12 protein-coding genes are annotated in these 14501 nt (G+C 54.7%); 10 read left to right on the forward strand and 2 right to left on the reverse strand.

The window, feature by feature from the left end; translation table 11 throughout:
* The first annotated feature begins 45 nt into the window (after positions 1–45).
* The 10 genes from NSS64_RS03465 (at position 46) to NSS64_RS03510 (ending at position 12350) form a co-directional block, all read left to right on the forward strand.
* On the forward strand, positions 46–1413 hold the full coding sequence (locus NSS64_RS03465; RefSeq protein WP_341139230.1) for a hypothetical protein: 1368 nt from the start codon (positions 46–48) through the stop codon (positions 1411–1413).
* Positions 1406–2566, forward strand: coding sequence for a glycoside hydrolase family 88 protein (locus NSS64_RS03470; RefSeq protein ID WP_341139231.1), 1161 nt, complete (start codon positions 1406–1408; stop codon positions 2564–2566). Before NSS64_RS03465 ends, NSS64_RS03470 begins: the two co-directional genes overlap by 8 nt.
* Before the next feature lie 95 nt (positions 2567–2661).
* Positions 2662–3825 (forward strand): GntR family transcriptional regulator, encoded by a 1164-nt coding sequence (locus NSS64_RS03475; RefSeq protein ID WP_341139232.1) that lies wholly within the window; start codon positions 2662–2664, stop codon positions 3823–3825.
* Between the two features lie 214 nt (positions 3826–4039).
* Complete coding sequence (locus tag NSS64_RS03480; protein ID WP_445667827.1) at positions 4040–5335, forward strand: glycoside hydrolase family 125 protein; 1296 nt, start codon at positions 4040–4042, stop codon at positions 5333–5335.
* Between the two features lie 49 nt (positions 5336–5384).
* Positions 5385–6686 carry an ABC transporter substrate-binding protein gene (locus tag NSS64_RS03485; RefSeq protein WP_341139233.1) on the forward strand — a complete coding sequence of 434 codons (1302 nt, stop codon included), beginning with the start codon at positions 5385–5387 and terminating at the stop codon, positions 6684–6686.
* A 41-nt stretch (positions 6687–6727) separates the two neighbouring features.
* Entirely contained in the window at positions 6728–7615 is an 888-nt protein-coding gene (locus NSS64_RS03490) for a carbohydrate ABC transporter permease (protein WP_173132353.1), read from the forward strand.
* A gap of 33 nt (positions 7616–7648) precedes the next feature.
* Complete coding sequence (locus tag NSS64_RS03495; RefSeq protein WP_173132356.1) at positions 7649–8536, forward strand: carbohydrate ABC transporter permease; 888 nt, start codon at positions 7649–7651, stop codon at positions 8534–8536.
* 42 nt (positions 8537–8578) lie between these two features.
* Positions 8579–9655, forward strand: a complete 1077-nt coding sequence (locus tag NSS64_RS03500; RefSeq protein WP_341139234.1) for a glycoside hydrolase family 76 protein — start codon at positions 8579–8581, stop codon at positions 9653–9655.
* 17 nt (positions 9656–9672) lie between these two features.
* Entirely contained in the window at positions 9673–10731 is a 1059-nt protein-coding gene (locus tag NSS64_RS03505; RefSeq protein ID WP_341139235.1) for a glycoside hydrolase family 76 protein, read from the forward strand.
* 56 nt (positions 10732–10787) lie between these two features.
* The gene (locus NSS64_RS03510; RefSeq protein ID WP_341139236.1) at positions 10788–12350 is read left to right on the forward strand and encodes a glycoside hydrolase family 76 protein; all 1563 of its coding nucleotides are present in this window, start codon (positions 10788–10790) and stop codon (positions 12348–12350) included.
* Positions 12351–12411: 61 nt separating this feature from the next.
* Here the strand turns inward: NSS64_RS03510 and hpt are convergent, their stop codons facing one another.
* Both hpt and NSS64_RS03520 read right to left on the reverse strand, forming a co-directional pair.
* Complete coding sequence (gene hpt / locus NSS64_RS03515) at positions 12412–12939, reverse strand: hypoxanthine phosphoribosyltransferase (RefSeq protein ID WP_076079431.1); 528 nt, start codon at positions 12937–12939, stop codon at positions 12412–12414.
* 30 nt (positions 12940–12969) lie between these two features.
* A complete protein-coding gene (locus NSS64_RS03520) occupies positions 12970–14484 on the reverse strand; it encodes an IMP dehydrogenase (protein WP_341139237.1) in 1515 nt (504 codons plus the stop codon).
* Positions 14485–14501: the final 17 nt, after the last annotated feature.

The raw sequence follows: 14501 nt of genomic DNA on the forward strand, positions 1-14501 counted from the left end.
GCAGGGTCCGGCAGGAACAAACTATGAATATCTGGAGGGATTGTGTTGAAACCGGAACGACTTATTTATACCTTCGTCAGCTACGCTGCCCATTATGATGCAGACTGGGGCAAGGGTGTCGCCCTTGACGGGATTGAGCGGACTGCGGAGCTTGCGCACAAATATGCGATTCCCGTAACCTGGATCGTCAACCGGGGCTCGATTCCGGTCCTGCGGGAACGGATCGGGGAATGGCATGCGGCCTACGGCGATGAGGTCATCCTGCAATGCCCCTTTTTCGAAGAGGAGGCTGGCTCCTCCAAGGAGGTGCTGAAGCGGCGGCTGGAAGAAGATTGGTCGCTGTTGCAGGAGGCATTCCCATGGGCCGCCACCAAGGTGGCCGCAAGGGGGAAGATATACAATGAAGTGATTGAAGTGCTGGAGGAACTGGATTTTGAAGGCATGTGGGGGTATTGCTATGAGCAGTTCTGGTGGGATGGCATCACCCATAAGGGCATTCCCTGGGGGTCCTGGTATGTGGACAGCGGAAGCTTCAAGGTGCCGCATCCCGGCCGGGGCCAGGTGGTGGCCTGTGAATGGACCGCCCGGGACCTGCACTCCACCTACCATACCGGCAGCCCGGTCATCTATTCCACGGACCCCAACGATGTGCTGCGCGCCGGTCTGTGTACGGGAGAGAATATCGACTACTGGAAGCATCTGTTCGATGAATATTTGTTCAATACAGATTATAACGGGCAGGTGTTTTTCCTCCAGCAGCAGGAAGGCCATGAGATGGAGTTCACAGACCGGTTCACTGTATTCCCGGCTTCCCATGTCGAGGAATGTGCGGGGATGCTGGATCTCTTTTTCAACTATATTACCAGCTATCCTATTACCTTAACGAATTTACCCCATGCTGTACGCCTGTATAAAGAGCAGAATGAATACACGGCACCGTCCTATATGCTGACCCATGATTATCCGGTACGGCCGGAGGTTAACGAATACACCATGACTCTGGGCGGAGTGGGCTTCGGCCCTTGGCCGGAAACCTTTCTATACTATGATAAAGAGTGCCAGCTGTCCTTCGTGGAGGGAGAATGCAGGCCCCGCCTGCTGCGCAATTACATCGGCAAGCTGAACATGAACGATGATTTCACAGAAGCTGTTCCGCCGGTATTCGTGACGAAGTATCTGAAGACAGATACGGTGATTGAGCTTGAATATGAGATTGGGAGCAGCAGCGCTGTTCCGTTCGGGTTAGTGTACTGGGATGATCTGGCGGGCTATGAAGTCAGCGCATGTTCAGGCGGTGCTGAAGTTAAGCTGATTAAGGATAAGCTTGCCTTCCTCAGATTCAATCTGACCGGCGGCCGGCAGACAATTGGACTTACACTCCGCTTAAAAAGGAGGCTGGAAGACCATGCATAAAGTACTGCGTGAACTTAAGGCGGATGAGCGTCTGTTCTTCGAACAGGCCCTGAAGTTTGCGGTAGATAAAATTGAGCAGAATCTGCCCGTATTTACGGAGCTGTTCCCGGCGTCCGCCAGCCAAGATCTGGTCTATCCCGCGATAGAGAATACGGACTGGACAGCCAGCTTCTGGACCGGCATGGTCTGGCTGGCGTATGAATGGACCGGAGACAGCAGGTACCGGGAAGCGGCAGAAGAGCAGCTGGACAGCTTCCGGCGGCGGGTGGAGGAGCGGATCGCGGTGGATACGCATGATCTGGGGTTTCTGTACAGCCTCTCGGCGGTTGCTGCTCACCGGATTACCGGCAATCCGGCGGCGCGGGAGATGGCGCTGGAAGCGGCCGGACTGCTGGCGGACCGTTACTTTCCCGAGGCTGGAATCATTCAGGCATGGGGAGATCTGAATGACCCGGCGCAGCGCGGCCGGATGATTATCGACTGCCTGCTGAATCTTCCGCTGCTCCACTGGGCTGCTGAAGAGACCGGGGACAGCGCCCTGGCATCCATAGCCCACCGACACGCCCGGCAATCAGCCCGGTATCTGGTCCGTCCAGACCATACCTCCTATCACACCTATTATATGGACGCGGAAACGGGCAAGCCGCTGTACGGCAACACTCATCAGGGGTATGCCGATGATTCCTGCTGGGCGAGAGGGCAGGCCTGGGGCATATACGGCTTCGCGCTTGCCTATGCGCATACGGGCGATTCATCGCTGCTTGACGCCTCCAGGCAGTTGGCCGACTATTTCCTGTCCAAACTTCCGGCAGACGGCATTGTCTATTGGGATCTGATATTTACGGATGGTGACCGTCAGGAAAAAGACAGCTCGGCCGCCGCTATTGCCGTCTGCGGGCTGCTGGAGCTGTGCCGGCAATTACCGGCTGAAGATCAGGGTGCAGCCGGATACAGGGAGGCTGCCCTGGAGATGCTGGTTATACTCGCTGAACGGTACACAACGAAGGAGCATCCCCATTCCAACGGAATTCTGCTGCATGGTGTCTATAACAAACCACGGGGCTGGGGGATTGATGAATGCACCCTCTGGGGGGATTACTTCTACTGTGAGGCCTTAATGCGGGTGCTTGGAGAGTGGCGGCGTTATTGGTAGACAAGTTCTGGTGACCCGGATCGACATTTTGAATATATCATGATATATTATTATGTATGATACCGAAAAATGAACGTCAGGGGACCAGGAATGTTATGGCTGAATCAACCTCTTCCAAGCCGATGTATGAGAAGATCTTTGATGAAGTGAAGGAGAGCATCCTTACGGAGGCTTATAAACCCGGAGAGCGGGTTCCTTCCGAGAAAGAGCTGGCCGAGACCTATAGTGTCAGCCGCATAACCAGCAAAAAAGCACTTGAGATGCTTGCCGCCGAACGGCTGATCGTCCGTAAGCCCGGCCGCGGCTCGTTCGTGGCCGATGGTTCCGCTAAGCAGCCTGACCCGGGGATGAGCCTTACAGCCCCGGCTGCGATGAATATTCGTGCCAATGAGAAAACAATCGGCCTGATTATCACCGACTTTGGCAACAGCTACGGGACAGGGCTGATTTACGGGATGGAGCAGGCTTCACGCGACAATGACTGCTTTCTGGTGCTGCGCAGAACCTTCGGTGTTCCGGAGAATGAAGAGCAGGCGGTCCAGAAGCTGCTGAATCTGGGTGTGGACGGTCTGATTATTTTCCCGGCCCAGGGCGAGTTTTTCAATGCGGAAATTCTGAAGCTGGTCATCGGACGTTTTCCGCTCGTGCTGGTAGACAGACATCTAAAAGGAGTAGCTGCGGCCTCCATCAGCACCGATAATCTGCAGGCAGCTCTTGAAGCGACGGAGTATTTATTTGACCTCGGGCATACGCATATTTCGTTTCTGTCTCCGCCTCCCGTGGATACCACTGCGGTGGAGGACCGGATTGAGGGCTTCATTCAGGCTCATGCCCAGCGGGGAGTCGTGGTTGATAAGGAACTGTGGGTCAGTGATTTAACCTCGACGCTGCCGAAGTTTTTTCATGCGGATAATATTGAGCGGGATATCTCGCGGCTGGTCACCCATCTGCAGAGCCATCCGTCCGTAACGGCGTTATTTGCCATTGAATACAATATTGCGCTGCTCGCGAAGACGGCGGTGGAACGTCTGGGGCTGCGCATACCTGAGGATATTTCCATTATCTGCTTCGACAGTCCGCCGACACAGCTGGGAGGCGGGTATGCGTTCACCCATATGCGGCAGAATGAAGAGGAGATGGGCCGGATGGCCCTGGAGAATGTGCTCAGTATTATGAATGGGCAAGCCGTCCCCAATAAGGTGATGCTGGAAGCTGAGCTGGTGCCCGGGAATTCGACCGGTCCTGTCCGAAACAACTAGCTGTTATAATCCGAGAACCCATTCTGCCGAATGGGTTTTTTTGGTGCGTCTAATTGACTTCTTCCGGTAGGGGGTGAAGCTTGCAATCTAGTGGATTACCGTGAATTTCATATATTAGTATATTATTATCTGAAAATATATATTGACATACCAATAGCATATCAATATACTCATTTGTGAAAGCGCTTCATTACACAAAAGGAGGTCATTCCAACTGAAAGCGACTATAGAAACACCTGATTCCCTGAAGAAGCTGGCTGACCGTGTACGTAACACACTGCCGGACCATCCGCGCTTGGCTGACATGTTCGAACAATGCATGCTCAACACCTGGAACACAACGATCAAGCGCAATCCGGATGGAACCACCTTTGTCATTACCGGTGATATCCCGGCCATGTGGCTGCGGGATTCCACCGCACAAGTCCGCCCCTTCCTGATCCCCGCCTCCGGGGACGAAGAGATGGCCGGCATGATTGAAGGGCTTATCGCACAGCAATTCGCCTATATTGCCCTTGATCCCTATGCAAATGCGTTCAACCGGGAAGCGGATGGACGGGGTCACCAGGAAGACAAGACAATGATGAATCCATGGATTTGGGAACGGAAATACGAAATCGATTCCCTCTGCTATCCCATTCAGCTTAGCTATCTGCTATGGAAAAACACCGGGCGGGTCACGCAGTTCAATTCAGCGTTTGAAGCCGGAGTGTGGCAGATTATTAAATTGTGGATCAGGGAGCAGAATCATGAGAGCGGTTCCGATTATGTTTTTGAGCGCATGAACGGTGTCCCAACGGATACCCTTGTGCGCGGCGGCAAAGGAGCTGTTACCGCCTACACCGGAATGACCTGGTCAGGCTTCCGCCCAAGTGATGATGCCTGCGAATACGGTTACCTGGTTCCTGCCAATATGTTCGCCGTCGTGGTCCTGTGGTACGTTAGCGAAATCGCATCTGATGTGCTTGGCAACCCGGAGCTTGCACAGGCAGCGGAAGATTTGGCTGAGCAGATTAACGGGGGGATCAAGCGGTATGGCATTGTACAGCACCCTGAATATGGCCCGGTATACGCCTATGAGACCGATGGCCTGGGAGGGGTGAACCTTATGGATGACGCCAATGTGCCCAGCCTGCTGTCCATTCCTTACCTTGGCTATGTGCCTGCAGATGATCCGGTGTATCTCAACACCCGCAAGCTTATTTTAAGCCGGACCAATCCTTATTTCTATGAAGGCAAAGCCGCAGCGGGTATTGGAAGTCCGCATACCCCTCCGCATTATATATGGCCTATCGCCTTGGCGGTTCAGGGAATGACCTCCGGGAAGAGGGAGGAGCAGGAGGCTCTGCTGGGGCTGCTGGAACAGACGGATGCCGGGACCGGATTCATGCATGAGGCTTTTCATGCGGATGATCCGCAGAGGTATACCAGACCCTGGTTCTCCTGGGCCAATATGATGTTCTGCGAGCTGCTGCTTATGCGCTGCGGAATTGAGGTGAAGCGAGGCTGAGCAGCGTTGGCTCCTATAACAGACAAATACAAATTAAGGGGATGAAGCAATGAGAAAAGGATGGGTTACGGCACTTTCGGTGATGATGGTCGCTGCCTTGGCGGCTGGCTGCAGCGGCAATTCGGGAAAAGAAAGCCCTGCAAATGACGGCAAAGCCGGAAGCGGCAGCAGCGGGAAGAAGACGGAGCTTACGTTCTGGGGCGACTGGGGCGGTGAAGGCCAGAAACAGTTCGAGACCATGGTGGATGCCTTCAACAAATCACAAGACAAGATTCATGTGAAATATGTGCTGCAGCAGGATATGATCACCAAATTCCTGACTGCGGCTACGAATGGCGGCGCTCCCGATGTGCTGTTCTGGGACCGCTGGCGGACCTCGCTGTATGCTCCCAAGAACGTGCTGCATCCGGTGGATGAGTACTTAACGCGTGACGGTATCTCCAAGGATGATTTCTACAGCGAGTCCTTGACCGAGCTCTCCTATGACAATAAGCTATACGGGCTTCCGCTGACCGTTGATGCCCGGGCATTATTCTACAATAAGAAGCTGCTGGACGAAGCGGGGCTTCAGCCTCCGGCTACCTGGGATGAACTGGAGCAGGCTGCTGCCAAGCTGACTAAGTGGAACGGCGACAAGCTTGAGGTGGCAGGCTTCTCCATGGGTGACCTCGGCCTGTTCAATATGTATCTCCAGCAGGCAGGCGGCCAGATGCTTACAGAGGATGGTAAAACCAATTTCAATAATGAGCAGGGCAAGCAGGTGCTTGAATTCTGGGACCGCCTGATGAACAAAGAGAAGGTGTATAAGGTTGGCTTTGAGCTGGGACTTGGCGAAGGGCAGGATGCCTTCGTTACGGGCAAGGTCGCCATGCTCTATTCCGGGCCCTGGATGCTCAGTACCTATAACAAATACGGTAAAGATCTCGATTATGGCATTGTACCGCCTCCTGCCGGACCGAACGGCGACAAGGGCAGTGTGATGGGCGGCTTCGGACTCGTTATTCCTGAGGGCTCCAAGCATCATGATGAGGCATGGGAATTCATTAAATGGTGGACAGCGAATAAGGATAATGCCTTGCTGTGGGCCAAGACCAGCCTGAATCTTCCGGGCTTCAAGCCTTCGATGGAAGATCCGTTTTTCCAGGATGATCCGCAGTGGAAGCCGTTTCTGGATACGCTGGAATTCGCCAAAATCCGTCCGGCGCATCCCGGATATTCTGTGATGGAGACCGATGCGCTTGCACCTAATCTTCAGCTGAACCAGCAGAACAAGCTGAGCATTGAAGATACCCTGAAGAAGGCTCAGGAGCAAGGAGACAAAATGCTGGAGGATAACGCGGTTGTTAAGTAGTCTGCCAGGGAACCTTGCCGGATGATGAGAGGGGGAGTTGTATGGCTTCCATGAGAAAAGTGGAACGGCACGAAGCCCGGACAGCCTATGTATTCATTACGCCTACGGTGCTGCTGTTCGCTGTATTTACAGTCATCCCTGTTGTGATGGCTCTATATTTAAGCTTCACCAACTATGATGTGCTTAGCAGAAATGACTGGGTCGGCCTGGAGAACTACCGCCGCCTGATTGATGATAGTCTGCTATGGAAGACATTCAAGAATGTGTTCTTGTACTCCATTATTTTTGTTCCGCTGAATATTATCATTTCCCTGCTGCTGTCGATGCTGCTGAGCAGGGCGTGGCGGGGGGTTAAGCTGTTCCGCACCTTCTATTATTTGCCCACGCTGACCTCGGCGGTAGCAGCGGCGACCGTATGGATCTGGCTGCTGCATCCTGAATTCGGTCTGGTGAACGGCTTGCTGTCCTATGTGGGCATTACCGGCCCGGCCTGGCTGTCCGAGACAAGTACGGCCATGCTGTCCATTGTGATGCTCACCCTCTGGCAATCCGTGGGCTCCAACATGATTATTTATCTGGCCGGTCTGCAGGGTGTCCCGGATTATCTCTATGAATCGGCACGGCTGGACGGGGCGAACAAATGGGCCAGCTTCCGCTACATCACTTGGCCGCAGCTGCGGCCGACGACCTTCCTGGTCAGCACGATGGCGATTATTGGTGCACTGCAGCTGTTTGACCAGGCCTTTGTGCTAACGCAGGGCGGTCCGGCCAATGTGACCAAGACCCCGGTCTATCTAATCTATCAGCAGGGCTTCAATCAGCTGCAAATGGGCTATGCCTCGGCGCAGGCCTTTGTGCTTGCTGTAGCCATTCTTATTTTTTCGCTGATTAATATGCGGGTCTCCAAGGCGGAAGAGTCGATCATTTAGGGGCAGCTTGTCCAGGAAAAGGAGGTTCACAGGATGGGTGTTACTGGCGGTTCGGCCTTGAAGCAGGGCCTCTACAAGCTCATTTTTTATATTGTATGTATCCTTATAGCAGTTGTTATGTTTCTGCCATTCTACTGGAGTCTGCTAACCTCGCTGAAGCCGGATGATGAGATTTTTGCGATGCCGATCCAGTGGTTTCCGAAGCATCTGACCTTTGAGCATTACCGCAAAGCCTTTTCAACGGTGCCTTTTGCTTTATTCTTCTGGAATTCGCTCGTGCTTGCCGTGTCGGGCGTGCTGGCCAACCTGTTTTTTGGATCACTTAGCGGCTATGCCTTTGCGAAGCTGAGATTCAGGCTGAACAAACCGGTGTTCCGCGTGCTGCTGGCGGCAATGATGATTCCCGGCATTGTGACCATGATCCCGACAGTGTACGTGATGCGCCATATCCCGTTTGCCGGGGGCAATGATATTTTTGGCGGGGGCGGCAATGGGCTGATGAACTCGTTCTGGGGCATTATTCTTCCCGGGGCCTCCGGGAGCTTCGCGGTGTTCTTCATGAGGCAATTTTTTCTTACGCTCCCCAGTGACATGCTGGAGATGGCCCGGATTGAGGGCTGCGGGGAGTTTAAAATTTTTTGGCGGATTTATCTGCCGCTTACCCGTCCGGCGCTGGCTACCTTGAGCATCTTCACCTTCCAGGCCGGCTGGAACAGCTTCCTGTGGCCGATGATCGTGCTGAATGATCCGGACAAGGCAACGATTCAGATGGGCCTGCAGGCTTTTTCATATAATTTCCAGACGGACTACGGGCCGATGATGGCCGGGGCGCTGGTGGCAATCCTGCCGATACTGGTGCTGTTTCTAGCGCTGCAGCGTTATTTTGTACAGGGGATTGCCTTCAGCGGCATCAAAGGCTGAGTGATCTGCCAGAGGCAAATTATATACGGGGAGAGAGACCATATGAAGCAAATAGAGCTTGAACAATGGGCGGAACGGGCGGACTCGGCGCAGGAAGCGCTGGAGGTATTCTTCTGGAACGAAGCTATCGGAATGTATGACATTGAGACTCCTTGTCCAGATGGAGAATGTAATACGGTCTTTCATTACTGGTGGATGGCACACGCCGTGGATGTGCTGGTAGACGGTCTGCTGCGGACCGGGGCTGCGGGATACCGTGAACGACTATCCGCTCTGCATGCGGGGCTGCTCCGCCGCAATGACGGAGTATGGCCCAATGAGCTGTACGACGACATGGAGTGGATGGCCTTGGCCTGGCTCCGCGCTTATCAGGCAACGGGAGATGAGCTCTACAAAGAGACGGCCCTTATCCTCTGGACGGATATCAGAACCGGCTGGAACAGCCATTCAGGGGGCGGCATTGCCTGGCAGAAAACGCAGCTTGATTACAAGAACACCCCGGCGAATGCCCCGGCTGCGATCCTAGCCGTCCGCCTCTATCAGGCTTTTGGAGATCCGCAGGACCTGGAGTGGGCGCATGCGCTGTATAGCTGGCAGCAATCCCATCTGGTGGACCCGGACACGGGCTTCGTCTGGGATGGGATGAACCGTACCGGTGACGGCGGGATCGATAAGGATTGGAAATATACGTACAATCAAGGTGTATATATCGGTGCGGCTATCGAGCTGTACCGGATTACCGGGAACCGTGTCTATCTTGAGGAGGCCCGGCGCACCTTCGCCGCAGCGGTCAAGGAACTGGCTGGCCCGCATGACGGCGTACTCCCGGATGAGGGGGGCGGCGATGCCGGTCTCTTCAAGGGAATTCTGGTCCGCTATGCGGCAGAACTGGCATTGGCCGAGCCGGAAGACGGAGCGGCTGCAGCCTTCCTGCGCAGCAACGCAGAGATGCTGTGGGACCAAGGGAGGGCAGCAGACCGGGTTCTGTTCGGACCCGATTGGACTACGGCACCTTCGGGCGTTGTTCAATTGAGCACCCAGCTGAGCGGTATTAAGCTGCTGGAACGGATGGCTGTGCTTGAAGGGGCAAGGCAGCCGAATGCTCAACCCTCATTTTAAATAGGAGGAGCTGGCTTATGGATCATTATAACGGGACAGCATTAGCAGAGAACTGGGCAGCACGTGCGGACTGGCTTCAAGACTCCTTCTGGCAGCACTATTATAATGCGGACAGCGGAATTATGAACCAATGGTATCCGCGGGAATACAGCAGGGCAGGCGACAATTTCTACTACTGGTGGCAGGCTCATGTCATTGATGTTCTGACCGATGCTTATGAACGGACGGGGGATTCCAAATATGCCGAACGCATCCGCAGCCTGAGCCGCAGCTTACACGCCTATAACGGCGGGACGTTCACGCATAATTATTATGATGATATGGAATGGACTGCCCTTGCGCTGCTGCGGGCCTATAAGGCTACCGGCGAAGCGGAATACCTGAATGCTGTCCTTGAATTATGGGCGGATATTCAGACGGCCTGGAATGAACACTGCGGGGGCGGCATGGCCTGGAAAAAAGATCAGCTGGATTACAAGAACACCCCGGCGAATGCCCCGGCCGCTATTCTGGCCGCCCGCCTATACTCGCTGCGTGGACAGGAGGAGGATTTGAACTGGGCGATCCGGATTTACCGCTGGAACCAGGCCAATCTGGTGGACCCGGACACCGGGTTCGTATGGGACGGAATCAACCGGCAGGGGGATGGGCAGATCGATTACGACTGGGAATTCACTTACTGTCAGGGCGTGTTCGTGGGAGCGGGGATAGAGCTCTGCCGTGTCACCGGCGATTCCGGCTATGCCGCAGATGCCCGTCGGACCGCTGAGGCCTGCATAGACCGCTTATGCCATTCTGAATCGCTGCTGCTGCCGGATGAAGGGATTGACGACACCGGATTGTTCAAGGGAATTCTGATCCGCTATCTGGTACAGCTGGAGCAGCATTTCCCCGGAAATGACCGGGTCCGTGAAGTCATATTGGCCAATGCCCGGACGCTATGGGCGCAAGGGCTGGACCGGACGCTGGGGCTGTGCGGACCCTCTTGGGAGCAGGTTCCCGGGCTGCCGGTACAACTCAGTGTACAGCTAAGCGGTCTGATGCTGCTAGAGGGAGCAGTCAAGCTTGATCATTAGCCCATTGCCGCCTGACGGTTGTGGACTGGATGTACAAATGAAGGGGGTACCCGGAAATGTTCACCTGGAAGAAAATAAGAAGTGCCGCTGTTCTCTGTCTGTTGTCCCTGTCTCTGTCTGTGCCGTCTCCCGGTGCAGGAGGTACGGCAGAGGCATTCACCGTCTCTAACGCTGATGCTGCAATGAACTCATTTGTGCAAGTATTCTATGATTCTTCCGCCAAATACTTCTATACCAACAGTGATCATCTGATTCATTCTGAACATGCTCACGGGCCGAACGGGGGACTCTACACCGATTTCTGGTGGGAGGCACAGCTCTGGGAGACCGTAATGGATGCCTACGAGCGCACGGGCAGCAATGTCTACCGCACGATGATCGATGAGATCTACACCGGATTCAACGCCAAATACCCGGATATGATGACGAATCCGTTCAACGATGACCTGGGCTGGTGGGCGCTGGCCTGCGCAAGAGCCTATGAACTGACGGGAACGGCGGAGTATCTGAACCGTGCCAGCTTCCTGTTTGGCCAAATCTACAGCGAATGGGACAGCACATACGGCGGCGGGATCTGGTGGAGAAGGGACGCCCATGTCCCGGGCCAGGCCAACGCCCAGAAGAATATGGCCACGAATGCCCCGATGGTCATGACCGCAGTCAAGCTGTATAGTGCCTACAATGATCCTGCTTATCTGACCAAGGCTACACAAATCTATAATTGGACCAAATCCACCCTGGTCAATGGCAGCAAAATCAACGATCATATTGAAGGTGCGGGCAGCGGTCTCATTAAGGATTGGGATTTCACTTACAATTACGGAACGTTCCTGGGGGCGGCTGTATCCCTGTATCAGGCTACCGGAACAGCCGCCTACCTTACGGATGCCAATAATGCAGCCGGGTATGCTGTTAACAAAATGGTATCAGCCCAGACTCTGTTGTATGAAGGGGAGAATGATGCTGCGGGCTTTAAAATGGTCTTTGCCCGCAACCTGAACCGCCTCCGTACGCTGGGCGGACAGCCGCAATACTTAAGCTTTCTTCAGCAGAATGCAACGCAGGCCTGGAATCACCGCCGCATGAGCGACGGAATCATCGGCAGTGACTGGCTGCGTAATACGGGCACTTCCTATGTGCAGAGCCTGGCCGCCGCTGCGGGCGCTTCCATTCTGCAACTCGTTCCCGCTGACGGCTACACCGGGTACATTGCGGGCAACGGGGCTTATGAAGCGGAGAATGCCGCGCGGACGCTGGTTGGCGGAGGCGGGATGATCAATGAGAGCACTAATGCCGGCTTTACCGGAAGAGGGTATGTCGGGGGCTGGAACACAAGCGGCACCTCCATTGATTTCTATGTCAACCAGAATGCGGCCGGAACCAGAACTGTCACCTTCCGCTACGCGGCGGCGGCAGGCAATGCTTCCCGCTACGTGAAAGTGAACGGCGTGGTTACTACCTCCAATCTGGTGTTCAATTCCACCTCCAGCTGGAGCACCTACGGAACGGTATCCGTCACGATCCCGCTGAACGCTGGCTCTAACACGATTCAACTCGGGTATAACAGTGCGCTCGGAAATACGAACTATCTGAATGTTGATTTGCTGAGCGGGCTTTGAAGGCCACAGCAGTACAAAGGGAGCGCCGTGAATGGCGCTCCCTTCTGCTTGCTTATTCATCCTAGTCCCCGGTCTCGACGATCCAGACCTCCGGCAGATTGCGGTACTGCTCGGCGTAGTCGAGACCGTAGCCGACAACAAATTCGTCGGGGATATCAATCCCGCTGTAGTCAATGGGAACATCGACGAGGCGGCGGGAAGGCTTGCTGAGGATGGTGCAGATACGCACGCTTGCCGCCTCGCGCAGGGCGAACAGCTCCTTCAGATGCTGAAGCGTCAGGCCGGTGTCGATCAGATCCTCGACCAGCAGGATATGCTTGCCGCGGATATCCATGTCGATATCCTTCTTGATCGTAATGACGCCGGAGGAGGTAGAGCTTGCCCCGTAGCTGGACACCGACATATAGTCGACGCCGACCGGAAAGGTGATCTCACGCATCAGATCAGACATGAAGACGGCCCCGCCCTTAAGAATGCCGATAAGCACCAGTTCCTTGCCTTCGTAATCGCGCGATATTTCAGCGCCCAGTTCCTGTACTCGCTGCTGCAGTTGGTCCTTGCTGACCAGAACTTTGGTAATTTGGGTCATGGTTGACGCTCCTTATGGATTAGGATGTGATCACGAGGAGGATCTGTCCTTTTCCTTAAGCATAACATCATGTGCGCCTCCTTCAAAGATCGTTGTTGAGGAGACCAGGGTAATCTTGGCCTTCTGCTGTAATTCCGGGATGGTCAGCGAGCCGCAATTGCACATGGTGGACTTGATTTTGCTGATGCTGAGATCCAGATTATCCTTCAGCCGCCCGGCATAGGGAATGAAGGAATCCACGCCCTCCTCGAACTCAAGTTTGCTCTCCTTATCGGTGTTGCCGAAGTCGTAACGCTGCCAGTTGCGGGCACGGCTGGAGCCTTCGCCCCAATATTCCTTCACGAAGTTCCCGCCGACCAGCAGCTTGCGTCCGGGGCTCTCATCGAATCTGGCAAAATAGCGGCCAAGCATCACGAAGTCAGCGCCCATCGCCAGCGCCAGCACAATATGATAATCATGGACAATCCCGCCGTCCGAGCAGATGGGGACATAGATGCCGGTCTGCTCGTAATATTCCTGGCGGGCCGCCGCCACTTCGATGACAGAGGAGGCCTGACCGCGTCCGATCCCTTTTTGCTCGCGGGTAATACAGATGGAGCCGCCGCCGATGCCGACTTTGATGAAATCCGCCCCGGCTTCCACCAGGTACAGGAACCCTTCCTTGTCAACAACATTGCCCGCGCCAACCTTCACGCTCTCCCCGAAAGTATCCTTAATATAATGGATGGTCTCCGCCTGCCACTCCGAATACCCGTCAGAAGAATCGATGCACAGGATATCTGCCCCCGCTTCCACCAGTGCTGGCACACGCTCCTTATAATCCCGCGAATTAATTCCTGCGCCTACAATGAGCTGTTTGTTGTCGTCATGCAGCTCCAGCGGATACTCCTGATGGCTGTCATAATCCTTGCGGAAGACCAAATGGACGAGATGGCCGCTGGCATTCACAATCGGCAGGCAGTTCAGCTTATGATCCCAGATCATGTCGTTCGCTTCTGTCAGCGTGATGCCTTCTTCGGCGTAGATCAGTGAAGCAAGCGGGGTCATGAACTCTGTAATCGGGCAATCCGGCGGGAGACGGTTCTCGCGGTAATCCCGGCTGGTGACGATGCCCATCAGTCTGCCTGTCGGTTCCCCGTTGTCTGTGATCGCAATGGTGGAGTGGCCGCTGCGCGCCTTCAGCGCCAGCACATCCTGAAGCGTATCTTCCGGGCGCAGGTTGGAGTCGCTGAGGACGAATCCTGCTTTGAACTTTTTGACCCGGCGGACCATTTCGGCCTGCTGGCCGATGGACTGGGAGCCGTAGATGAAGGAGATGCCCCCGCTTTTCGCCAGTGCAATCGCCATGTTGTGGTCGGATACCGCCTGCATTACCGCCGAAGTCACGGGGAGGTTCATGGTCAGTGCCGGGGTCTCTCCCCGGCGGAATTTGGTTACTGGTGTGCTAAGATCCACATTTCCGGGAATGCAATCTTTGGTGGTCAGGCTGGGTACCAGCAGGAACTCACTGAAGGTTCTTGAAGGCTGCTCGTAATAAAAAGCCATGGCTTGTCACTCCCCTG

This window comes from Paenibacillus sp. FSL H8-0122 (assembly GCF_038005345.1).
Classification (GTDB): Bacteria; Bacillota; Bacilli; order Paenibacillales; family Paenibacillaceae; genus Paenibacillus_AQ.

What these genes read in the sequence shown, in the direction of transcription:
- NSS64_RS03500 (WP_341139234.1), top strand. Translation starts at nt 8,579, where the DNA reads ATGAAGCAAATAGAGCTTGAACAATGGGCGGAACGGGCGGACTCGGCG.
- hpt (WP_076079431.1), bottom strand. Translation starts at nt 12,939, where the DNA reads ATGACCCAAATTACCAAAGTTCTGGTCAGCAAGGACCAACTGCAGCAG.
- NSS64_RS03490 (WP_173132353.1), top strand. Translation starts at nt 6,728, where the DNA reads ATGGCTTCCATGAGAAAAGTGGAACGGCACGAAGCCCGGACAGCCTAT.
- NSS64_RS03495 (WP_173132356.1), top strand. Translation starts at nt 7,649, where the DNA reads ATGGGTGTTACTGGCGGTTCGGCCTTGAAGCAGGGCCTCTACAAGCTC.
- NSS64_RS03505 (WP_341139235.1), top strand. Translation starts at nt 9,673, where the DNA reads ATGGATCATTATAACGGGACAGCATTAGCAGAGAACTGGGCAGCACGT.
- NSS64_RS03475 (WP_341139232.1), top strand. Translation starts at nt 2,662, where the DNA reads ATGGCTGAATCAACCTCTTCCAAGCCGATGTATGAGAAGATCTTTGAT.
- NSS64_RS03520 (WP_341139237.1), bottom strand. Translation starts at nt 14,484, where the DNA reads ATGGCTTTTTATTACGAGCAGCCTTCAAGAACCTTCAGTGAGTTCCTG.
- NSS64_RS03470 (WP_341139231.1), top strand. Translation starts at nt 1,406, where the DNA reads ATGCATAAAGTACTGCGTGAACTTAAGGCGGATGAGCGTCTGTTCTTC.
- NSS64_RS03485 (WP_341139233.1), top strand. Translation starts at nt 5,385, where the DNA reads ATGAGAAAAGGATGGGTTACGGCACTTTCGGTGATGATGGTCGCTGCC.
- NSS64_RS03510 (WP_341139236.1), top strand. Translation starts at nt 10,788, where the DNA reads ATGTTCACCTGGAAGAAAATAAGAAGTGCCGCTGTTCTCTGTCTGTTG.